The sequence below is a fragment of the Effusibacillus sp. SKA8 genome (assembly GCF_058273125.1).
On the sequence record NZ_JBZCSF010000014.1, the window covers coordinates 62,814 to 83,747 of the forward strand.

The 20,934-nt window shown below is 54.8% G+C and carries 20 protein-coding genes; 4 read left to right on the forward strand and 16 right to left on the reverse strand.

Annotated elements, in window-relative coordinates:
- Positions 1-33 precede the first annotated feature (33 nt).
- Complete coding sequence (locus AC4ED1_RS12050) at positions 34-402, forward strand: coiled-coil domain-containing protein (protein WP_490938904.1); 369 nt, start codon at positions 34-36, stop codon at positions 400-402.
- A gap of 2 nt (positions 403-404) precedes the next feature.
- On the opposite strand, the gene lipB is transcribed toward AC4ED1_RS12050, so the two are convergent.
- The 8 genes from lipB to AC4ED1_RS12090 form a co-directional block, all read right to left on the reverse strand.
- Positions 405-1,082, reverse strand: coding sequence for a lipoyl(octanoyl) transferase LipB (gene lipB, locus AC4ED1_RS12055; protein ID WP_490938906.1), 678 nt, complete (start codon positions 1,080-1,082; stop codon positions 405-407).
- Between the two features lie 127 nt (positions 1,083-1,209).
- Positions 1,210-2,124 carry a lipoyl synthase gene (gene lipA, locus AC4ED1_RS12060; protein ID WP_490938908.1) on the reverse strand — a complete coding sequence of 305 codons (915 nt, stop codon included), beginning with the start codon at positions 2,122-2,124 and terminating at the stop codon, positions 1,210-1,212.
- 65 nt (positions 2,125-2,189) lie between these two features.
- Complete coding sequence (locus tag AC4ED1_RS12065; protein ID WP_490938910.1) at positions 2,190-3,551, reverse strand: dihydrolipoamide acetyltransferase family protein; 1,362 nt, start codon at positions 3,549-3,551, stop codon at positions 2,190-2,192.
- A 39-nt stretch (positions 3,552-3,590) separates the two neighbouring features.
- The gene (locus AC4ED1_RS12070) at positions 3,591-4,574 is read right to left on the reverse strand and encodes an alpha-ketoacid dehydrogenase subunit beta (RefSeq protein ID WP_490938912.1); all 984 of its coding nucleotides are present in this window, start codon (positions 4,572-4,574) and stop codon (positions 3,591-3,593) included.
- A gap of 13 nt (positions 4,575-4,587) precedes the next feature.
- On the reverse strand, positions 4,588-5,574 hold the full coding sequence (locus AC4ED1_RS12075; RefSeq protein ID WP_490938914.1) for a thiamine pyrophosphate-dependent dehydrogenase E1 component subunit alpha: 987 nt from the start codon (positions 5,572-5,574) through the stop codon (positions 4,588-4,590).
- A 44-nt stretch (positions 5,575-5,618) separates the two neighbouring features.
- Complete coding sequence (lpdA, locus tag AC4ED1_RS12080) at positions 5,619-7,040, reverse strand: dihydrolipoyl dehydrogenase (RefSeq protein ID WP_490938916.1); 1,422 nt, start codon at positions 7,038-7,040, stop codon at positions 5,619-5,621.
- Between the two features lie 101 nt (positions 7,041-7,141).
- Positions 7,142-8,239, reverse strand: a complete 1,098-nt coding sequence (locus AC4ED1_RS12085; RefSeq protein ID WP_490938918.1) for a Glu/Leu/Phe/Val family dehydrogenase — start codon at positions 8,237-8,239, stop codon at positions 7,142-7,144.
- 263 nt (positions 8,240-8,502) lie between these two features.
- The gene (locus tag AC4ED1_RS12090; RefSeq protein WP_490938920.1) at positions 8,503-10,551 is read right to left on the reverse strand and encodes a sigma 54-interacting transcriptional regulator; all 2,049 of its coding nucleotides are present in this window, start codon (positions 10,549-10,551) and stop codon (positions 8,503-8,505) included.
- Between the two features lie 167 nt (positions 10,552-10,718).
- Here AC4ED1_RS12090 and AC4ED1_RS12095 point away from each other — a divergent pair, with 167 nt between their 5' ends.
- A complete protein-coding gene (locus AC4ED1_RS12095) occupies positions 10,719-10,970 on the forward strand; it encodes a DUF2627 family protein (RefSeq protein ID WP_490938922.1) in 252 nt (83 codons plus the stop codon).
- 10 nt (positions 10,971-10,980) lie between these two features.
- Here the strand turns inward: AC4ED1_RS12095 and AC4ED1_RS12100 are convergent, their stop codons facing one another.
- From AC4ED1_RS12100 to steA, 4 genes are read right to left on the reverse strand one after another with little or no spacing between them, the layout of a single operon-like run.
- Positions 10,981-11,880 carry a hypothetical protein gene (locus AC4ED1_RS12100; protein WP_490938924.1) on the reverse strand — a complete coding sequence of 300 codons (900 nt, stop codon included), beginning with the start codon at positions 11,878-11,880 and terminating at the stop codon, positions 10,981-10,983.
- Positions 11,881-11,883: 3 nt separating this feature from the next.
- Complete coding sequence (locus tag AC4ED1_RS12105; protein WP_490938926.1) at positions 11,884-12,591, reverse strand: glycosyltransferase family 2 protein; 708 nt, start codon at positions 12,589-12,591, stop codon at positions 11,884-11,886.
- Positions 12,588-13,496, reverse strand: coding sequence for a copper transporter (locus tag AC4ED1_RS12110; RefSeq protein ID WP_490938928.1), 909 nt, complete (start codon positions 13,494-13,496; stop codon positions 12,588-12,590). Before AC4ED1_RS12110 ends, AC4ED1_RS12105 begins: the two co-directional genes overlap by 4 nt.
- Positions 13,497-13,508: 12 nt before the next feature.
- The gene (steA, locus tag AC4ED1_RS12115; protein ID WP_490938930.1) at positions 13,509-14,684 is read right to left on the reverse strand and encodes a putative cytokinetic ring protein SteA; all 1,176 of its coding nucleotides are present in this window, start codon (positions 14,682-14,684) and stop codon (positions 13,509-13,511) included.
- Between the two features lie 390 nt (positions 14,685-15,074).
- Between steA and AC4ED1_RS12120 the strand changes: the two genes are divergently transcribed.
- The gene (locus tag AC4ED1_RS12120; RefSeq protein ID WP_490938932.1) at positions 15,075-15,278 is read left to right on the forward strand and encodes a hypothetical protein; all 204 of its coding nucleotides are present in this window, start codon (positions 15,075-15,077) and stop codon (positions 15,276-15,278) included.
- Between the two features lie 142 nt (positions 15,279-15,420).
- Here AC4ED1_RS12120 and AC4ED1_RS12125 read toward each other — a convergent pair whose 3' ends face one another.
- Positions 15,421-16,914, reverse strand: coding sequence for a class I adenylate-forming enzyme family protein (locus tag AC4ED1_RS12125; RefSeq protein WP_490938934.1), 1,494 nt, complete (start codon positions 16,912-16,914; stop codon positions 15,421-15,423).
- Positions 16,911-17,303 carry a MerR family DNA-binding protein gene (locus tag AC4ED1_RS12130; RefSeq protein WP_490938936.1) on the reverse strand — a complete coding sequence of 131 codons (393 nt, stop codon included), beginning with the start codon at positions 17,301-17,303 and terminating at the stop codon, positions 16,911-16,913. Before AC4ED1_RS12130 ends, AC4ED1_RS12125 begins: the two co-directional genes overlap by 4 nt.
- A gap of 105 nt (positions 17,304-17,408) precedes the next feature.
- On the opposite strand from AC4ED1_RS12130, the gene AC4ED1_RS12135 reads away from it, so the two are divergent.
- Positions 17,409-19,028 (forward strand): acyl-CoA dehydrogenase family protein, encoded by a 1,620-nt coding sequence (locus tag AC4ED1_RS12135; RefSeq protein ID WP_490938938.1) that lies wholly within the window; start codon positions 17,409-17,411, stop codon positions 19,026-19,028.
- Between the two features lie 57 nt (positions 19,029-19,085).
- On the opposite strand, the gene AC4ED1_RS12140 is transcribed toward AC4ED1_RS12135, so the two are convergent.
- Together AC4ED1_RS12140 and AC4ED1_RS12145 are read right to left on the reverse strand one after the other, a co-directional pair.
- Positions 19,086-19,598, reverse strand: coding sequence for a GDYXXLXY domain-containing protein (locus AC4ED1_RS12140; protein WP_490938940.1), 513 nt, complete (start codon positions 19,596-19,598; stop codon positions 19,086-19,088).
- Entirely contained in the window at positions 19,599-20,801 is a 1,203-nt protein-coding gene (locus tag AC4ED1_RS12145) for a DUF2157 domain-containing protein (protein WP_490938942.1), read from the reverse strand. It abuts the gene before it with no gap.
- Between the last annotated feature and the right edge of the window lie 133 nt (positions 20,802-20,934).

Below are 20,934 nucleotides of genomic sequence, written 5' to 3' on the forward strand. Positions count from 1 at the left end.
CCAAAACTCTGGCGAGGAGGTGACAATTCAGAGATGGAGGAAATGAAAACGATACTGAATGCGATTCTCGAAAACCAGCAGGTTACCAATGCGAAATTGACGGCACTGACTCTGGACGTCCGTAACCTGCAGGGCGAAATGCAACGTACCCACGAACGGCTTGACAAAATTGAAACACGGCTTGACAGGGTGGAAGCGCGTTTGGAGAAAGTCGAAGAGCGGCTTGACGGGGTCGAAGCCCGCCTGGAGAAAGTCGAAGAGCGGCTTGACAGGGTGGAAGCCCGCCTGGACAAAGTCGAAGAGCGGCTTGACGATATTTCCGAATCCGTACAGTTTCTCGTTTACAAAACCGGCGAACACGACAAAGAGATTTACGTATTAAAACGAAAACAAAACGGGTAAAACTAGAGACCTTGCCACTCGCACCGCACGTCAAACACTTCTTCAAAAGACCTTGCCCATCCGCGTTTCACTTCATCCATCGGAATTTCACATCCCAGCAGTTTCTGCACGGAGGTTACCCCTTTGTCCGCAATCCCGCAGGGAATAATATGGGAAAAATGCGACAGATCCGGCTGTACATTCAAAGCGAAACCGTGGGACGTGACGAATGTTTTGCCCTCCCGGTCGCGGGTTGCCTTGACACCGATGGCGCAGATTTTTTCGTCTCCCACCCAGACGCCCGACAGTCCTTCGATCCGCCCGCTTTCTATGCCGTATTCCCGCAAAAATCGGGTCACAACCTCCTCAAGCATCCGGATATATTGACGCACATCGTTTCCCCAGCGGCTTAAGGGCAGAATCGGATACCCGACCAGTTGGCCGGGTCCATGATACGTGACATCCCCGCCGCGATCCGCTTCAAAAAGCGAAATGCCCAACTCCTTCAATTGGGTTTCGTCAACCAACACGTGATGTTCACCGCCGGCACGGCCGATCGTGTATACCGGTGGATGTTCCAGCAAATAGACACGGCCGGTCGCCCCATCCGCCATAACTTCCTGCACCGCCCGTTTTTGCAGGTCAAAAGCGGCTCCGTATTCCATCTGTCCAAGATCAATGATCCGGAAATTTGTCTTCATATCGCGCCCTCTCTCGTAATTCATGCAATCGCAACATAATGGCAATCCGTATCCCTACCGAAAACGAATGCTGACCCCCCGCAAAACGAATACGAAAAGAACCCCCGCACTCCGCGAGGGCCTTTCGCTATTTCAAACGCGCTTCCGCTTGTTGAACCTGTTCGTGCGCATGGTACGAACTCCGCACCAGCGGGCCGGACTCGACATGTTTGAACCCCCGCTTCATTCCTTCTTCTTTCAGAGCGGCAAACTCTTCCGGCGTCCAGAAGCGGACAACATCCAGATGCTGCCTGGTGGGCTGCAGGTACTGCCCGATGGTCAGAATGTCACAATCGACAGCCCGCAAATCGTCCATCGTTTGCAGAACCTCTTCGTAAGTTTCGCCTACACCGAGCATGATGCTCGACTTTGTGGGAATATCGGGCCGCAGTTTCTTCGCCCGCCGCAGCAGTTCCAGCGAGCGGTCGTATTTCGCCTTCGCCCGCACCTTATCCGACAACCGGCGGACAGTCTCGATATTGTGGTTCAAGATGTCCGGCCGCGCATCCATTACCGCTTTCAACGCATCCCGATTGCCCTGAAAGTCGGGAATCAAAACCTCGACCGAACACCATGGACGCTTCTCGCGAATCGCCCGGATCGTGGCTGCAAAAATCGCCGCTCCGCCATCGCGCAAATCATCCCGCGCAACCGAAGTCACCACGACATGCTGCAATCCCATGGCTTCAACCGACTCGGCGACGCGGATCGGTTCTTCCCAATCCAGTTCGGTCGGCATACCGGTTGTGACCGCGCAAAACCGGCATGCCCGCGTACAGACCGAGCCGAGGATCATGAACGTGGCCGTCCGGTTCGCCCAACATTCAAAAATGTTCGGGCAGCGCGCTTCCTCGCAAACCGTGTGAAGCCGGTTCCCCCGCATCAACTCTTTCAGTTCCGCAAAATTTTGATTCGTGTTCAGCCGGATCTTCAACCACTCCGGCCGCCGCAGCGGTCGATCCGGATGCGGTTGCGGCTCGGTTATAACATTGAGTTCTTCCACCCTTCACACCTCCATAGGGTGATTCGGCGTTTACGCCGTGACACGTTTGAATCCCTGCAGCGACATTAATATAAATTGACGCTGCTGCCGTCAAAAGACTCGAGACGCCGCTTCACCGCAGCGAGAAATTTTCCGCACACAAACCCGTCGAGCACCCGGTGATCGAGCGACAAACACAAGTTCATCATCGACCGGACGGCGATCGCGTCGTTGTCCAGCACAACCGGGCGTTTCACAATCGATTCCGTCGTCAAAATCGCCGCTTGCGGCGAATTGAGAATCGGCTGGGACAGAATCGACCCAAACGCCCCCGTATTGTTCACCGTAAACGTTCCGCCCGCAACGTCATCTGGCGTCAACTTGCCGGCACGCGCCTTCGCCGCCAGATCGTGAATCGCATGCGCAAGTCCCAAAATCGACATGCGGTCGGCATCTTTGATCACCGGAACGAACAGCGCATCGTCTGCCGCCACGGCGATCGAGATATGAATCCGTTTTTTTGCAATAATTTTATCTCCCGCCCATGTCGAGTTCAAGATCGGGTATTCCTTCAGCGATTCCACCACCGTTTTGATAAAAAACGGCAAAAACGTAAGCGGAATCCCCTCTTTTTGTTGAAACGCTTCTTTAACCGAATCGCGGAACTTCACCAGATTCGTCACATCCGCTTCCACCATCGTCCAGGCATGGGGCGCCGTATGTTTGCTTTCCAGCATTCGCTTTGCGATTGTCTGGCGGATTGCGGTCACCGGAATTGCTGTGTCCCCGTTTTCCAAAGTTTGCGCTTGGGGCGGGAATTTAAAACCGCCGGCGGCGACCGCTTCCGCTTTAACCGGCACGGGAGGGTCCGGAATTTCCGGGGCAGCGGCCGGCAACGGCTCCCCGCCTCCGCTTCCCGCCGCTGTGCCGCCCTGTTCCAGAAACGCAAGAACGTCCTTGCGGGTGATCCGCCCGCCAATTCCGGTTCCCGCGATCAGCGCCGGATTGAGGTTGTGCTCCTGCAGCAAGCGGGCGACCGCCGGAGAAAACCGGCTCCGCCCCCGTCCTTCTTCCGGCCCCCCGGTCTGTGCAGTCAAACGCGGATGGCCCAACCTGCCAGCACCGGTTTCCGTTAAAACCGCTCCAACCGTATCGCCAACGGCTGCCGCAACATCCGTTTCCGGCCGCGCCAGGCCCACCGCTTCCGATTCCCCCCGATCTTCCGCGATCACCGCCATCACCGTTCCGACCGGAACCGTTTCCCCTTCGCGAACGAGGATTTCGGACAGCACCCCTTCTACATCGGACGGAATTTCCGCATTCACCTTATCGGTCATCACTTCACACAGCGGATCGTATTTCTGAACCCGGTCACCAGGCTGTTTCAGCCATTTTGCAACCGTTCCTTCCGTGACCGATTCGCCAAGTTGTGGCATCTTTACTTCCATCCCGCGCCCCCTCCTTTTAAAAACAGGATGTTTTCTCCGTTAGAACTTCGCCAATTTCCGCATCGCGTCGGCGATCTTCGGCGGGTTTAACAGGTAAAACTTTTCGAGCGGCGGGCTGTAAGGCATCGCCGGTATTTCCGGGCCGCACAAACGCATGATCGGCGCGTCGAGATCGAACAACGCCTCTTCCGCCAGGATGGCCGACACTTCGGCTCCGATGCCGCCGAATTTGTTGTCTTCGTGGACGATCAACACTTTTCCCGTTTTTCTCGCGGCCGCCAAAATCGTCTCCACGTCAAGCGGCTTCAGGCTTACAAGATCGACGATCTGGACGGAGATGCCTTCCTGCGCCAGGTTCTCCGCCGCTTCCAGGCAGAAGTGAACCATCAGGCCGTAGGTAAATACCGTAATGTCCGTTCCCTCCCGCTTTATATCCGCCTTGCCGATCGGCAGCACATAATCACCCTCCGGCACTTCCCCCTTGATGGAACGGTAACAACGCTTGTGCTCCAGGAACAAAACAGGATCTTCGTCGCGGATGGCGGCTTTCAGCAACCCTTTGACTTCGTAAGGCGTGGAAGGGGCCACAATCTTGAGCCCCGGCACATGGTGAAAAAGCGCCTCCACACTCTGGGAGTGATACAGCGCTCCGTGTACGCCGCCGCCGTAGGGAGTACGGATCGTGACGGGACAAGTCCAGTCTCCGTTCGACCGGTAGCGGATCCGGGCGGCTTCCGAAACAATCTGGTTATAAGCTGGCATAATAAAATCGGCAAATTGGATCTCCGCCACCGGACGCATCCCTACCATCGCGGCGCCAATCGCCACCCCGACAATCGCGGATTCCGCCAGCGGTGTGTCCATGACCCGGTTTTCGCCAAATTTTTCGAGCAAGCCCGCAGTCGTCCGAAACACCCCGCCGCGCACTCCGACATCCTCCCCCAGAACAAAGACGCGCGGATCCTTTTCCATCTCTTCCGCCAGCGCTTCGGTCACCGCTTCAATGTAAGTTTTGATCGCCATCTCCCATCCCCCCTCACTCCGCGTAGACGTGCAGCAACGCGCTTTCCGGATCGGCGTAAGGTGCCTTCTCCGCCGCTTCCGTCGCTTCGTCGACTTCCTGCATCACACGTTCTTCATATTCGTTGACCAACGTCTCCGACAGAATACCTTCCTGTAGCAGGTACTCCTTGAATCTGAGGATCGGATCTCTCTTCTTGGCTTCTTCCACTTCCTCGCGGGAACGGTACGTGCGATCGTCGTCATCGGAGGAATGGGGCACCAGCCGGTAAGTCTTGGCCTCGATCAGAGTTGGACCTTCTCCTTTGAGCGCTCGTTCGTGCGCTTCCTTAAAAACACGGTAGACTTCCAATACGTCGTTGCCGTCCACTATGACACCCGGAAAACCGTATCCGACGGCGCGGTCCGCCACATTTTCACAGCCGAGCTGTTTGCTCACCGGAACCGAGATCGCATATTTGTTATTTTCCACAAAGAAGATCACAGGCAGTTTGTGAACCCCCGCAAAGTTGCAGGCTTCGTGAAAATCGCCCTGATTGGTCGAACCTTCGCCAAGCGATGTGAACGCAACTGTCCGATCGCCGCGGAGCTTGGCCGCAAGCGCAATCCCCACCGCATGCGGAACTTGCGTTGCGACGGGAGAAGAACCGGTGACGATGCGGTATTTTTTGCCGCCGAAGTGACCGGGCATTTGGCGCCCCCCCGAATTGGGATCTTCCGGTTTTGCAAATGCGGCCATCATGACATCCCGCGCGGTCTGGCCAAACACAAGCGCAACGCCCAAATCGCGGTAATACGGGCACACGTAATCCCGTTGCCGGTCCAATGCGTAAGCGGCTCCCACCTGTGCCGCCTCCTGCCCTTGACATGAGATGACGAACGGGACCTTCCCCGCCCGGTTCAACAGCCATTGGCGTTCGTCAAGCCGCCGCGCCAACAGCATGTAATAATACATGTCCAACAGTTGCTCTTTTGAAAGGCTCAACTCTTCATGCCGGCTCATCCTGTTTCCTCCCCTGACAATATTCCCGCGAAATGTTTTTTCCCTCAGAAGTGTATCGCCCGGCCTTCAACCGCCAGCGCGGCTTCGCCGATCGCTTCCGAAACGGTCGGGTGCGGACGGATCGCCAACGCGACTTCCCAAGCGGTTGCATCAAGTACCATGGCGAGCCCCGCTTCCGAAATCATGTCGGTCACATGCGGTCCGATCATGTGCACGCCGAGCAGATCGCCGGTTTTGGCGTCGGACACGATTTTTACGAAACCGTCCACTTCCCCTTGCACCAGGGCTTTGCCGATCGCCCGGAACGGAAAACTCCCGACTTTGACTTCATGCCCGCGTTCTCTCGCCTGTTTTTCGGTAATTCCCACGCTGGCCACTTCCGGCCGGGAATACGTGCAACGGGGGATGCGGTCGTAATTGAGGGGATGCGGATGCAACCCCGCGATTTTTTCGACAGCCACAATCCCCTCGTGGGCCGCCGCATGGGCCAGCTGCAAACCGCCGATCACGTCGCCGATCGCAAAAATATTCGATTCGGCCGTTTGCATATAGGGATTCACCTGGATAAAACCGCGCTCGACTCTCACTTCCGTAGCTTCCAGGCCGATATTGTCAATGACCGCCTCGCGCCCCACCGCGACCAGAATTTTCTCTGCAAAAAGGGTTTCCGTCTTATCTCCCCGCCGCACCCGGACGGAGACTTGATCACCCTCAATCCGCACGGTTTCCGGCAACACTTGGGTGTCCGTCATGATTTTCATGTTTCGTTTTTTGAAATTGCGGGCCAGCTCATGGGCCACCTCTTCGTCTTCCAGAGGCAAAATGTGCGGCATCGATTCGACCAGTGTCACGTCGCAGCCGAAGTCGTTCAGCATCGAAGCCCATTCGACGCCGATCGCGCCGGCGCCGATGATGATGATTGATTTTGGGACTTCGGGCAGTTCCAGCGCGTGATCCGAGTTAATGATTTTGTCCCCGTCAAAATCCAATCCGGGCAGAGCCTTCGGACGCGAACCGGTGGCGATAATCACGTTGTTGGGAGTCAATATTCCGGATTCCCCGCCCGGCCGTTCTACCCGGATGGCGCCGGCCCGCGGCGAAAAAATCGAGGGACCCGCCACCCGCCCGAATCCTTCGAGCACCGGAACATTGTTCTTTTTGAGGAGATGCTGAACCCCTTTGTAAAGCTGGGCCACGATTTTGTCCTTGCGCTCCGCGACCCGTTTGAAATCAAGTGTCGCTTCCCCCGTTACAACTCCAAATTCGTGGAGTTTTTTTGCCACATGAAACATCTCGGCGCTTTTCAACATCGCTTTCGAAGGCATGCAGCCTTTATGCAGGCAGGTGCCTCCCAACTTCTCCTTTTCCACAACCGCGACTTTCAAGCCCAATTGGGCGGCGCGGATTGCAGCCACGTAACCGCCCGTGCCGCCTCCCAGAATCACAAGATCGTATTGTTCCGCCATAAGTCCTCCCCCCAAAGTGAAGCTAAGCAACGCACGCTCCCGCCAAAGCGACAGCTCTTTAAAACGTAACAACCGCTTTACTTGATAAAGTAACAACCTCTTTACTTGCTGAGAAGATGCCGCTCATTCAACAGGAAACTGCTCCGCGTGCGCCGCAGGGTCTCAATCCGCTGTTCCGCCAAACGGTCCGCCGCTTTGTAAGTGGGAATCCCTTCCGTCCTGGCGATTTTGTATACGTTCAACAAGATGTTGTAAATATTTTCCACTTTCTTTTTCGCCCGTTCCGCGTTGTATCCTTCCAACTCGTCGGCGACGTTGATCAATCCGCCCGCGTTGATTACGTAATCGGGCGCGTACAGGATTCCCATCTCCTGCAGTTTGTCCCCATGCCGCTCTTCCTTCAGCTGGTTGTTGGCCGAACCGGCGACGACTTTGCACTTTAACCGCAAAATCGTATCATCATTAATGACCGCCCCCAACGCGCAGGGCGCGAAAATGTCGCATTCCGCCGCGAAGATGTCTGCCGGCGCCACCGCTCGCGCACCAAATTCGGTCTTCACGCGATTCAGGTTCTCTTCGTTGATGTCGGTTGCGATCAACTTCGCTCCGGCTTCGTGCAGGTGCTTGCACAGATGGTACCCGACATTGCCGACGCCCTGGACGGCGACAACCTTTCCTTCCAGCGAATCGGAACCAAACGCCTCCTTTGCCGACGCCTGGATCCCCCGAAACACGCCAAGCGCCGTCATCGGGGACGGATTGCCGGACGAGCCGAAGACTTCCGATACTCCGGTTACGTACCTGGTTTCCTGATGGATAATATCCATGTCGTGGACGGTGGTTCCAACGTCTTCGGCGATGATATAACGCCCGTTCAGACTCTGAATGTAGCGCCCCAATGCCCGAAACAGCGCCTCGCTCTTATCGGTCCTCGGATTGCCGATGACGACGGTTTTGCCGCCGCCCAAGTTCAATCCCGCGACCGCCGCTTTGTATGTCATCCCTCGCGCCAGGCGCAGCGCGTCTTCAATCGCGTCTTCTTCCGACGCGTATGTCCACATTCGGCATCCGCCGAGAGCCGGCCCCAAGGTCGTGTCGTGAATCGCGATGATCGCTTTCAAATCGGACGCTTCATCCTGGCAGAACACCAGTTGTTCGTAATCATACTTCCGCATGTACTCGAAAATCTTCAATGCCAAAGCCCCCTTGAAGAATTTTGCGCGGAATTATGATCAGGTAATAATATCAAGTTATGATACCTACACCATACCATATTCCGCCGGAAGAGGAAAGAGGTGAAAAGAATTCAGAATGATCGCCATAAGCATAATGCAAAGTTTATGCCAACCCTTGGAAAGCGCTTTTTTAAGCGCCCATCCGGCCTGTGAGGAGCAACTGTGAATTTTTGTTCACGTTGCCTGAAATAAATTTCATGAAGTATTTTTCATGGTTGTTTCTCTGCTCACAGTCCGTATTTCTCCAGCTTGTTGTATAAGTGGCGGACAGACACCCCGAGGATTTGGGCCGCCCTGGTTTTGTTCCCGGAAGCCGCCCTGAGCGCCCGCAAAATGTGATCTCGTTCCGCCCCTGCCACAACTTCGTCAAGGGTTGGCAAGGAGACCGTTTCCTTCGGCCGCCCCTGAAGCTCCTGCTGCTGCCGGTTCTGCTGCAACTCCGGAAGATGCCGTTCTTCAATTACCGTTTCGCCGAATTGCATGTTGATCATGGCGCGTCCCAACACGTTTTCGAGTTCGCGCACATTCCCCGGCCAATCGTACGCCATGATTTTGGCGAGGGCGCCGTCCGCTATCCGTTCCACATTGCGCCCATAGTCCTGGTTCAACTTGCGGATCAGCTGCAGACATAGCGCCGGCAGGTCTTTTTTCCTCGCCCGAAGCGGCGGAATCCAAATCGGCAAAACGTTCAAGCGGTAATACAAATCCTCGCGAAAACGTCCGCTGCGGATCGCCCGCTCCAGGTCGACGTGGGTGGCCGCAATTACCCTGACATCGACCGCAATCGGTTTGGAAGAGCCGACGCGCAAAATTTCTTTTTCCTGTAGCACGCGCAAAATCTTCGCCTGAGTGCTGACCGACAGTTCGCCGATTTCATCGAGAAAAATCGTTCCGCCGGACGCCTCTTCAAACAATCCTTTTTTGCCGCCGCGCACAGCTCCGGTAAAAGCGCCTTCCTCATATCCGAACAACTCGCTTTCCAAAAGCGTTTCCGAAATCGCCGCGCAGTTCACCCGGATAAACTGCTTGTAACGGCGGACGGACGCGCTGTGAATGGCGTGCGCGAACAATTCTTTTCCGGTGCCGGATTCCCCTCTCAGCAAAACGGTGGCCGGCGTTTGGGCGGCCAGCTTGGCTTGTTCGATCGCCATCTGCATTTCTCCCGACGTGCCGATGATGTCGTCAAACGTATATTTGGCTTCCAGTTTGCGGATCAATTTTTTCGCCGCGTCCAATTCATCCGTCAGTTTTTTGATTTCGGAGATATCCTGGATGACCGCCACGCTGCCTTTCAACTTGCCCCCCACCAGCACGGGAGCCACGTTCACCAGCACCTCCCTGCGGTTGGGTCCGACTTTCATCTGGGCGCCCCGCACGGCTTGCCCGGTTTGCAAAACCCGCATATGCATGCTTTCCCCTTCCGCGATGTCGACGGTAGCCGGTTTCCCCAACACGTCCCGCTCGGTCAGGCCGGTCAAGCGTGTATAGGCCGGATTGATCAAAAGCCCGTACCCTTTTTCGTCCACTACCGAAATCGCGTCCTGCGTCGAATGAATGATGGCGCTTAGCAGAGACCGGATCTCTTTTAGATTGGTCACTTCTTCCGCCAGCGCCTGGATTTCGGTTACGTCGCGAAAAACGGCGACGGCCCCGACCACATTGCCGTTGTCGTCAGACACCGGAACCCGGTTGGTAATGATTCGGGTCCCGTCCAGCGACTGGAGCTGGTTCAGTTCCGGCCGACCCGACCGCAGCACCAAGTGCAGCCGGGTGTTCGGAATCACATCTTTTGCCGGACAGCCGATCGCGTCTTGCGAAGGGATACCGGTAATCCGCTCCGCCGCCGCGTTAAACAGCCGGATGACTCCATTTTGATCGACGGCGATCATTCCGTCATGGGTCGAATTGAGAATCACTTCCAGCTCCCGGCGCTGTTGCGTTAAGCGCAAAATCAACTGTTCCCGGTCTTCGAGCAACGACATCAAAAGCTGCGCAATGGCGCCAGGGATCAACGTGGCATGCGCGGGCTTGCGGTTGGCTATCTCTTGATAAGCCTCTTCCGAACCGGTCGCTTCGATGATCAGATCCAACGGTTCGCTGAAAAACCGGTCAAAACTGCAATCCGTCGGAATCCCCAACTGCCGGGCCAATTGAATGCCCGGCGCCTGCTCGTCGACGTCGACCACGCCGACAACCTGAATTTTCCCCTTATCCGCCAGCAGCCGCAAAATCGAAGTGCCGCCTTTGCCGGCTCCAATCAGCAATACTTGTTTCATCCGTCCCACCAGTCTTCTGTCTGAAATATTTTGCATGAAATTTTTTTCATAACTTGATTCTACATGCTGGTTGTCGCCCGAGTAAATCAAAGCAAAACCATTTACACAAGAAGACCGGTTGGGATATAATTTTTCGGACATTGCAATCGGAAAGGAAGGGACCACTTATGCTGCGCTTGGTGTCCTGGCTGATCTTGATCTCGATTTTCCTGCTTACCGGATACGGGTTAAACTTGCTCCGGGTTGCCGTTATGGATAAAATTGCCGATCCGTCGGCGATTGTCTGGTGGCGCATCCTGATCGGAAGCGTGCTGATGCTTGGCGGCCTCTTTTTTCTCGGCGGTTTCATTTATTATCGCGACAAGAAACGCGGCATGGTGCGCAAGCCTGCCTGGAAACAGAAAAAAAACCGGCAATGAGGCGAGTTCCTTAACGCGCCTGCTCCCGGCCAAGTCGGTCCAGCCACGCCAGCCATTTATTGCTCTCAATCAGCTTTGTCAGGGAACGCGATTCCGTATAGACGTGAAGCGCGATTAAAATTGCCAGAATGACGAAGCGAACGCCGAAATCAAAGGATTGGGCCGCAAGATACCCGAGCACGGCCCCGAGAAAATTGGCCCCCGTATCCCCCATCATGGCTTTGCCGCGCAAATCCGTCGGAAAATAGGCAACTGCCGTGCCCGCCAGCATCATAAGCGGAACGGATGCCGCAGAAGATGCGAAAAAGAGCAGTGTGCAAATCTGGAACAACACAACCTTCAACGCTCTTCCCGGCCGTACGTCCAGCAAATTGACCCCATTCGCCGATAAGGCGATGAGCAGCGTGTCGACCGCCAGCGAAAAAACCTTTTGCACGCCCCACGCATGGGATTCGGCCGACGCCTCCGACATTCCGGACAGCGCGGCGGCAAACGCCAACACGAGGCCGCCCGCCGCTTTCATCAATCCGGTAGTCAGTTCCCCATCGCGAATCCATTTTCGCAAATGACCTTGCAATCCTCCCGTTTGCCGCGACCCCGCCAGATCATCCAGCAATCCCAGGAAGGCCATGCCGCAAGCCAAGAATAGCACCGGCTCCGTATGGGCAGACACTTGCAGCAACCGCTCCCCGCCCATCATCAGGACATCGACTGCCGAAAATGCCGCGACCAACGCGATTCCCGCCGCCACGGGAAGCGGATCGCCTTTGTAATTTGGCCGAACCCAGCCGGCTTGCCGCAGCATCCGTTGAACGGGAGGCAACACAAGCCTCGTCAAACCCGCGCACAAAACAAACCCGGCTACGGAAAGCGCAAACACTGTCCACTCCGCCTGCATCCCTGCCCCCATCGTTTACCTCCAACTGGAAGTCGAATCTTCGATTTGCATCAGCTCGGGCGATTCCCGCCAGCGTTCCAAGAGCGCCCCGGCCACATGCCAGAATTGTCTTCCGCGGTGCAAAAATCCCCATAGCGATCTGCCGTATTCTCGGTTTTTCATCGCGACCGGCACTTCCACAACACGGTACCCCGCGCGCAGGGCGTCAATCGTCATGGCGACTTCCGCGCCGTATCCGTCCGCCAGATTCAAATGGCGAATGATTTCCCGCCGGAACACTCTCTGTCCCGATAACGGCGCTTGGACCGCAAACCCTGTCAGCCGCCGGATTCCCCATTTCGCAAGCCCTTTTACGATGCCAAACCCGTTCTTTCCTTTCACCGGAGGAAATTGGGCGATGGCCAGATCCGCTTCACCGTTGCGAACCGGTTCCAGCAACCGTTTCAACTCAACGGCTTGTCCGCCGATGTCAGCGTCGATCACCGCGACGATTTCGCTTTGCAGTGATTGAAGTCCGGTTTTTAACGCCTGTCCTTTGCCGAAGTTTTGCCGATGCCAGACAACCCGTGCGCCGGCCCGCAGCGACCGGGCAGCGGTTTCATCGGCCGATCCGTCGTCCACAACCAAAATCTCGGTGATTTCCGACAGCGTTCGGACGGCGCGGATCGTGTCGGAGATCCGCTCCGCCTCGTTGTATGCGGGTATAATCACTCCAATTTTCAAGGCTGCTGCACCTCCTTCCATCTTTCCGGCGGCCATCCGTCCAGCCGGGGAAGCAACGCGTCGGCGGTTTGCTTGACGCCAAAACTCCCGTCCGTTCCATTGATCAATTCGACTAGCGATAACAGCCCGCTTGCCTGGTCCACATTGTCCACCGTCGGGATCCCGAGCTTGCGGTATCCCAGAACGATGGACGATTCCGCGTCCGACCTTTCGGCTCCGATCACCCGCATGTTGTGTTTGCACAGTTCCTTTAAGAAAGGCAGATCAAACATTTGCATGCGCGAAGGCGCGTTCTTTCCGGTTCCCGCCAGCACCAGCACCGCATCCGGCCGATTGCCCAACCGACCTTGCGTTTCGATCCATCCCTTTGCCCGCAAAACAACGGGCCACTCGGAGGAAGCGGCACCTGCGACGCTGTTTGCCAAGGCTTGGGCCGCACGGGCCAGCACGGCGGCTTCGTTCGTTTCCTGCGGCGTTCCGAGCCCTTCCGCCAACACTGGCCACGCGGAGGCGTCAAGGAACGCTTCCGGGTCTTTGGCTTTGACGACCGCCTGTATCCGCGCTCCCGCGTTTTGCAGCCAGGCGGTCACTTTTGACACATCCCCTTTTTCAAACTGCACAAGGACGATATTTTTACCGGCCAGCCTGCCTCTGACGTACATGTCGCCGATCTGCCGGATCGCCTGGTCGGCTTGCTGGAGTTGCCGCGTCAATTCCGATGCCTTCCGGCTCCATCTGGAAGTTTCCAGCCGCGAAGCGTTGTATTTTTCCTCCAGACGGTCAAGCAGCGCAAGTTGTTCTTTCGGAAACAGATCCTGCCCGACGGAACCGCCCAGCAAAATTCCGATTCCCAACGCCATGAACACCGCGCTGACCGTGACCAGATGATAGCGGAATCCGTACACCCGCTCTCCTCCTTACGCAAACAGCAGCTTGATTTTCCAATACAGGATGCGAAGGATGTTCCGGACCACCGGATTCACCGCCGCCAGCACCGCCACCGGAATCAGTGCCGCAAGCGTGACCATCAACAAAGCTTTCCACGAAACGCCGGTCTGATACAACTGGCTGACACCCTTGGCATCCACAAGTTTCGGGCCAATTCGCAGGCGGGTCAGCAGGGTGCTGGCCATTCCTTCCCTCCCTTTTTCCAAAAAATCGACCATGTTCGTATGTGTGCCTACGGCCACAATCAGATCGGCTCCCATCTGATGCGCGATCAGCATCGCAATGTCTTCGCTTGTCCCGGGAGCCGCATAGCGGTGCGCTTCCAGCTCCAGACTTTCCAGGCGCTTCAATCCGGGCGCCCGGCCGTCTGGATAGGCGTGCACCAGCAACTCCGCCCCGCACGTGAGAGCCGCATCCGAAACGGAGTCCATGTCCCCGACGATCAGATGCGGCCGAAAACCGGCTTGCAACAACGCGTCCGCCCCGCCGTCCACACCGATCAGCACCGGTTTTCGTTCCCTGATGTAATGGGCGATCGCCTGCAGATCCTCCCGGTAGGTGCTGCCGCGGACAACCACCAGTGCATGCCTGCCGCGGATTCGCGTTTCCAGCTTGAGCGGCGGCAGGGGACCGAGGAAAAAGTCTTTCTCCCGGCTGGCGTACCGCAGAGTGTTGTCGAGAAACCGATGCAGTTCGTTTGCAGCGTTGGATTTGGCGAGCGCCAACCGCTTGGCGATCTCTTGTTGCGTCAATACTTTGCCTTGCCCAAGATAACGGTCCCGTACATACAAGGCCCCGTCCAGCACGGTTACGGGATCGCCGTCCCGCAAAACGTCAAACGCCCCGGGGCGTTCATCCTGGTCGTCTCGTCGCTCCAAATCGATCACCGGAATTCCGGCCTGCAACAACAGCAGGGGGCCGCGGTTGGGATAACGGCCCGTCATCGAGCAGCGGGTATTGACGACTGCTTTGACTTTTGCTTCAATTAACCCTCTGGCCGCGATCTCGTCCAAATCCTCATGCGCCAATACAGCGATCTCCCCAGGTTTGAGCCGCGGGATCAAATGTTTGGTTTTTGCGTCGCACCGCACCAACCCGGCCAGCCGGATCGGCGCGGCGGGTACCCGTCTGGGAAGAATCGCCATCTCCATCCCGCCTTCCCGTTTGTGATGCTGAACTTTGGAATTAGTATGCATTGGCGGAATCTTTTTCATACCACAAGGAAAATGGGCATTCGCCAGGTCCTTGCCGCAGGCGGATGCCGAATCTCTGACCGCCAAATTCTGATCGGGGCCTCAGCTTTACACGCCGCAGCATTATCCGACAAAAGACGCCCGCCTCCACCACCGACTCTGGTTCCTTGGACGGGGATCAAATGCATGTTTTCCGGGCATACTCTTCAGAAACGGAACAAACCCGTTACGGACACCGTATCCGTCTTATTGGGTAATCCTGAACGCAAGTTGTGTCGGAAACAGAATCCTGAGACAGTAAAAGTAAAAACGGAAGGTCAGCAAAAATGGGAGGTTGTTTCAATGGGGTATGACGAAGTACACTACCAAAACGAAAACGACGAGGCGGAAGAAACCGACCGGATGGTCAATGAAGGCGGAGGCGTAGTCGCACAAAACAATCCGCCGGGAGCGCTCATCCAGCGCAGCTCCCTGACGGAAGTCAAAGGTCAGCCCGGGGAAGAAGCCCAGACCGGCGGGCTGTCCCAAAAGGGCAACCCCAAATGAGTCAGTTCCAAATTTGAATGAGTTAGCCTCCACAGCCCTTATCGTTATCTGACCGGTCTTGTTAAAAACGGATGGATTCTATCACCGATTTGAATACCTCAAGCATGCCGGCACCTCCCACCATCCTTACGTTATGATGGTATCACATTTTTTTCACCTGTTGTTTCAGGATCTTTCCGCTGGCGTTTCGAGGCAGTTCCTGTACGAATGAATACAAGCGGGGACACTTGTAATCCGCAAGATGACCCGCCACAAATTCCCGTAATTCCTCTTCTGTAACTTCGGCTTTTGGCACGACGACAGCTTTGACTGTTTCTCCCCATTCCTCATGCGGTACCCCGATCACACAGGATTCGAGCACGGCAGGATGCTTGGCAAGCACCTCTTCAATCTCTCTCGGGTAAATGTTCACTCCGCCGGAGATAATCACGTCTTTCTTGCGGTCAACGATGTAAACATACCCGTCCTCGTCCCTATATGCAATATCGCCTGTATACACCCAGCCGTCGCGGATTGTTTCGGTTGTTGCCTGCGGATTGTTGTCATACGCCAGCATTAAGCTGTCTCCCGACAAGATGATTTCTCCGAATTCGCCTGGCGCCGTTTCACTTCCGTCGGCACGAACCACCCTGAATTCCATGTTGACTGCCGTATTTTTCCCGATGCTTCCGGCTTTGGTCAGATGCTCTTCCGGACGCAGGAGGCTTCCGTTCGGTCCGGCTTCCGTCAGGCCGTACACCTGAAAGAAATTGTCATTCTGAAACGCTTCCCGCACGCGTTCGTAGGAAACCAGCGCAAGCGGACCCCCGCCGTATGCGAAAACCCTTATGCTCGACAGATCATACTGTTGCAGTCGCGGATCTTTGGCAGCCATCAGATAGGCCACCGGAGCGGCAAACACAAAGGTGACTTTCTCCTTGTGAATCCATTCCAGGAACGCCTGCGGAGTGAAATCGCTCAATACGTGGGTACAGCCGCAATATAAACCGCTGATAAAAAACGTATTGAGAGGCGCCGAGTGGGACAACGGCATAATGGTCAGCATGCGATCATTTCTTGTCAATTGAAACTCGATGGAGATGCCGTATGCAATGGACAGAATTCGTTCATGGTTGAACAGGACACCTTTTGGCACACCTGTGGTTCCCGATGTAAACAATATTTCACATACTTCCCGTGAATCGATCGGCAAATTCAAGTTGTCTTCCGAATAGGATTCCGCCTCCTGCGCAGTATCTTGGATGCAAAATGTATGCTGCAGCGGGAATGATTGAGTAAGTGACTGCACTGTTTGCAGCAATTCCTTCTCGTAGAAGATTCCTGCGGCATTTGAGTTGCGAAGGATGACTTCCAGTTCGTTCGATGTCAACCGGATATTGATTGACATAGGGATGGCTCCGAGTTTTATCAATGAGAAATAGGCATAGAAGAAATGCTCGTTGTTTCTTGACATAACCGCAACCCGGTCACCCTTCCGCAAACCTTGATCCTGCAAGTATCTGGCGATCCGGTTGCAAGTTTCGTTCATTTTGGCATAGGTCAAACGATTGGTTGCGCTAATGAATGCCTCCTTGTCAGGATACTTTCTCGCGTTTCGTTCAAGTACACCATGAATGGTAATTCCGTTAGCATTCATTTTCCCTCCCCCTTTCTCTCCAAGAATTTTTCCTTGTGGGCCAATATCTCGTCTTTCAGCATTTCCAGTTGTGAGATCTGCTCTTCAATCTCCTGCAGCTTCCGATCCGCATATTGGACAATGCGGCGCACCTCCTCCTCCCCTTCCGGATTGGATTCGTACAGATCCACCATTTCCTTGATTTCCTGCAAGCTGAAGCCCAGTTTCTTTCCCCGGAGGATTAATTTCAGCCGTCTCCGTTCCGCATTGGTGTAGTAACGCTGCTGTGTGTTGCTGTCCCTTGATTCTGAAGATAGCAACCCCACCTCCTCGTAATAACGGATGGTTCTGGAACTGATATCAAACATGGAAGCCAATTCGCTTATTGAGTAAAGTCGTTCCGCTGTCATTTCACAACCTCCAGTTGACGTTAACGTAAGCTTAACTATATAATATTTCTGACGATTATGTGTTGTCAATCTATTTGCTCAAAAAACGAGAGGAGATGGGGTTCGATGAGTATGACAATCGACCGTCCGCAAACGAGAGGTGCCAATCCGTATTCCTTCGATGAGTTTTTGGCCCTCCGGGAAAAACTGGACTGGTACCGGGACGAAACTTTCCTGCAGAAAGCATTGAAAAAGTTCGCAGGAAATGAATTTGCGGAAGTGCACGAGAAACTGCTGGCTTTCTCGCCGACAGTTTCCTCCAGATGGAACCAACTGTCCGAACGCATCGCCCGTCCGGAAGTACGGCCTTACATGCTGCACTATGACGCCCACAACCACCGCATTGACCGGATCGTTCGTCCCATGGAAGTCCACATCCTGGAACAGGAAGTGTTCGGATCAGGCTTTTTCTCAAGCAAAGTCACGCCATGGGAAAGCTTTGTCAAACGAATGCTGACACACGAACTGGGGGAATCCGGCGTTACCTGCCCCCTCACCTGCACGCATGGTTTGATCGGGTTGCTGGAACAGTTCCCAAATCCGGATATTCCGGAACTGTATGAAATTCTGATTCACGCGAAAGAAGGACGCAATGGAGAATTTGCCATCGGAGCCCAGTTCATGACCGAAATCCAGGGCGGTTCAGATTTGCCGAAGAACGTGCTGGAGGCCGTCCCCGACGGCAAATACTTCCGGCTGTATGGCAACAAATTCTTCTGCTCGGCTGCCCATGCGGACTACGCAGTCGTCACAGCCAAAATAACTGGCACTGACAAAATCACGACATTTATCGTTCCAGCCTGGCTCCCGGGCAACAAAGAACAGGAAATTCGAAACGGTTATCAAATCAACCGGATCAAGTGGAAAATGGGAACCGCCGAGCTGCCGACGGCGGAAATCAACTATGACGGAGCCCTTGCCTATCCGGTCGGACCTGCGGATAAAGGGATTGCGGTAGCAGTCGGAATCGTGCTGACCCTGTCCCGCCTGGAAATTGGACTTGGCAGTGCCGGTTACATGCTGCGTGCTGCCCGGGAAGCCAAATTGTACAGTGACTTCCGAAGTGTGTTTGACCGCAAGGTCAGCAGCTATCCACTGGCCGCCAACCAGTTGAAACAGATTGAGAATGCCGCCCAACGGGCAACTGCAGGCGCTTTCAAAGTCTACGATCTGTTCCTGCGTCTGGAAAAACCATTGCAGCCGGGACTCAAATCCAATGAACCGCTTGAAATCCGAAAGCAGCTTTTCAATCTGCGGGAACTGATTCTGCTGCAAAAAATCGGCACCACCAAAGAGGCAATTGAGGTGCTTAAGAATGCCATCTCGATGTATGCGGGACATGGCGTTATGGAGGAATTCTCCTCCCTGCCGCGAATCTTCCGCGACGCCGTTGTAAATGAACAATGGGAAGGTCCGCGCAATCTCCTGCTAACGCAAATCTACCGGGATATCCAACGCGTGACAGACTGGTATTCCCCGACTGACTTTGTGGCAAGTGTTCTGGATGGAGCACCGCTGGAACACATCAAACATTTTGCAGACTCACTTGCGGCGCTCCTGCAGAAACCGGTCCTCGGAGAAGTGAACGATGAGTCGCTGCAGGCTGCGGCCGAGTGGGATCATTTCTGCGATACCTTCTTCAAAGCTTATCAGTCGGTAGCGTTGGCCGAAGTGAACGCACATTAAATCGGCTCACAAAGCCAAACGGCCCTTGACCGGTTGTCCTTGGCAAGGGCCGTTTTCCTATTTGTACAATTGTCCATTCAGATACACATGGTTCAATACCGCCCTGCCCTTCCAGACTTTTATGGCCACCGTCACTTCGGCTGCCCGATCTTCCAGAGGCTTCCCCATTCCCTCTTCGACAAACACCTGTTCAAAACCGTAGGTTACACGCAGTTCCCGCTCATTTTCCCAATGAGAAACGGCCTTTCCAACAAGTACCTCTTCATTCGCTTCCGGCTCAAACTTGTCCGTATAGGAAGCATCCTTGAACACGTAAAACTGACCCTTTTTCTCAAGCAATACAAACAGCTTGCAATTCCTTTTGCAATCACTCTTCTCTTGCGGAGCAGGGATTCGGGAGATTTCAAAACCAAGCCGGGCAAAATCGCCCCGGAACGGATCCCGCGGGTCAGCCGGTACCGCTTTTAACAGGATCTCTTTTCCGAATGCCCGTACGGTATAATACTGGCCGGCGATACCCAGCAGAAACAGGCACTGCAGGAGGACCAGAATCCAAAGTTTCTTCTTCATCTACTTCACCTCCCGGAGCGAGGACAGCAGCTTCCGTCTCCGCCGCTCCATGACGAGTGCCAGGACGAACAACAGGATGCCCCCAACGACAAAGAAGAGCGAAGAATCGAGCAGTGACCAGACATTCACTGCATAAAGGGCAAGCACGCTGAGCAGGAAGAGAATCGTGCCGTGATTGATCCAGGATTTTTCCCGTTTGCGCTCACCCAGTGAGATCAAGTATATGGGTACCGCTATCGCAAGCGCCGCATTGAGAAATTCCACATAGCCAATGCCGGCAGTCGGCAGGTAAATGGCTGCAATCGGCAGGTACTCGGTCAATCGGGAGCGCCATAAGTAGACAACCGTACTTAACAGGATCACCGCATACACATAGTAGCTTTCCAGCGAAGGGTCAAGCCGCAGCCAGTCTTCCCGAAAAAGAGTGGATTGCAAAATGATGGCAACATACAACGACATCAACAAAGGATAATGGAACATGGGACGAAACGAACTGTTGGCAAATGTGAATGACAATGCAAGAACGGCAAGCAGCACCGGGTACACCCACAGTTCAGAGGCATCGTAATAGGCCAGATTGGATACGGCGCCCACTCCGACACCGATCCACGTCAGGAACAGCAGCAACCGGGATTCCCATCTCCGCGCGGCAAACAGATAAGGAATTGCAAGCAGCAGAAACCACAGGGAGGCCCCGTGGTATTCCTCGAATTGGAACCACACGGCAAGGGCCCACTGAACCACAGCCGCCAGCATGATGTACGGATTCCGGTAGACCCAGGCAATTAACGCGGTAGCAATTGACCAGGCCAGCAGCGCTCCCGCATTGTATGCAACAATGTGGAACATTTGTCCAATCAGGAAGATCCCCGCACCGAATGCCAGGGTTCCGAGAAAAATCAGGGACAGTCCAATGGCACTCCTGCCTTTATCACGGACGTACTCCCCCGCACCATAGGTGACAATCATGCTTGCAAAAAGAACGGCCAGTTTCAAGAGATTCGGCATCCCACTCCAATTGTGGGCGATAAAGAAGATCAGTCCGATTCCCACCAACAGTGCCGCCAAAAACATCATGAGACTGGTGGTTTCATAAGAAGTTACCGGGTATCGGGATTTCAGAGTCTCCACCACAGACTCTCCAATCAGCCCCTCCTCTTTCCAGCCGTCAAGCTCCCCGTGCAGCCATTTGTGCCGGTTCATTCAGGCAGCCCTCCTTGCTTCTGTCATTTTCAATACCAGTTCATCAAATATAATAGAAAACACTAACCACATAAAAATACTAATCGATCAGTATTTAAAATGCAAACTGAAAAGTAAAGTAACGTGGAACATC

What these genes read in the sequence shown, in the direction of transcription:
- AC4ED1_RS12050 (WP_490938904.1), top strand. Translation starts at nt 34, where the DNA reads ATGGAGGAAATGAAAACGATACTGAATGCGATTCTCGAAAACCAGCAG.
- lipB (WP_490938906.1), bottom strand. Translation starts at nt 1,082, where the DNA reads ATGAAGACAAATTTCCGGATCATTGATCTTGGACAGATGGAATACGGA.
- AC4ED1_RS12065 (WP_490938910.1), bottom strand. Translation starts at nt 3,551, where the DNA reads ATGGAAGTAAAGATGCCACAACTTGGCGAATCGGTCACGGAAGGAACG.
- AC4ED1_RS12070 (WP_490938912.1), bottom strand. Translation starts at nt 4,574, where the DNA reads ATGGCGATCAAAACTTACATTGAAGCGGTGACCGAAGCGCTGGCGGAA.
- AC4ED1_RS12075 (WP_490938914.1), bottom strand. Translation starts at nt 5,574, where the DNA reads ATGAGCCGGCATGAAGAGTTGAGCCTTTCAAAAGAGCAACTGTTGGAC.
- lpdA (WP_490938916.1), bottom strand. Translation starts at nt 7,040, where the DNA reads ATGGCGGAACAATACGATCTTGTGATTCTGGGAGGCGGCACGGGCGGT.
- AC4ED1_RS12090 (WP_490938920.1), bottom strand. Translation starts at nt 10,551, where the DNA reads ATGAAACAAGTATTGCTGATTGGAGCCGGCAAAGGCGGCACTTCGATT.
- AC4ED1_RS12095 (WP_490938922.1), top strand. Translation starts at nt 10,719, where the DNA reads ATGCTGCGCTTGGTGTCCTGGCTGATCTTGATCTCGATTTTCCTGCTT.
- AC4ED1_RS12100 (WP_490938924.1), bottom strand. Translation starts at nt 11,880, where the DNA reads ATGGGGGCAGGGATGCAGGCGGAGTGGACAGTGTTTGCGCTTTCCGTA.
- steA (WP_490938930.1), bottom strand. Translation starts at nt 14,684, where the DNA reads ATGGCGATTCTTCCCAGACGGGTACCCGCCGCGCCGATCCGGCTGGCC.
- AC4ED1_RS12120 (WP_490938932.1), top strand. Translation starts at nt 15,075, where the DNA reads ATGGGGTATGACGAAGTACACTACCAAAACGAAAACGACGAGGCGGAA.
- AC4ED1_RS12125 (WP_490938934.1), bottom strand. Translation starts at nt 16,914, where the DNA reads ATGAATGCTAACGGAATTACCATTCATGGTGTACTTGAACGAAACGCG.
- AC4ED1_RS12130 (WP_490938936.1), bottom strand. Translation starts at nt 17,303, where the DNA reads ATGACAGCGGAACGACTTTACTCAATAAGCGAATTGGCTTCCATGTTT.
- AC4ED1_RS12135 (WP_490938938.1), top strand. Translation starts at nt 17,409, where the DNA reads ATGAGTATGACAATCGACCGTCCGCAAACGAGAGGTGCCAATCCGTAT.
- AC4ED1_RS12140 (WP_490938940.1), bottom strand. Translation starts at nt 19,598, where the DNA reads ATGAAGAAGAAACTTTGGATTCTGGTCCTCCTGCAGTGCCTGTTTCTG.
- AC4ED1_RS12145 (WP_490938942.1), bottom strand. Translation starts at nt 20,801, where the DNA reads ATGAACCGGCACAAATGGCTGCACGGGGAGCTTGACGGCTGGAAAGAG.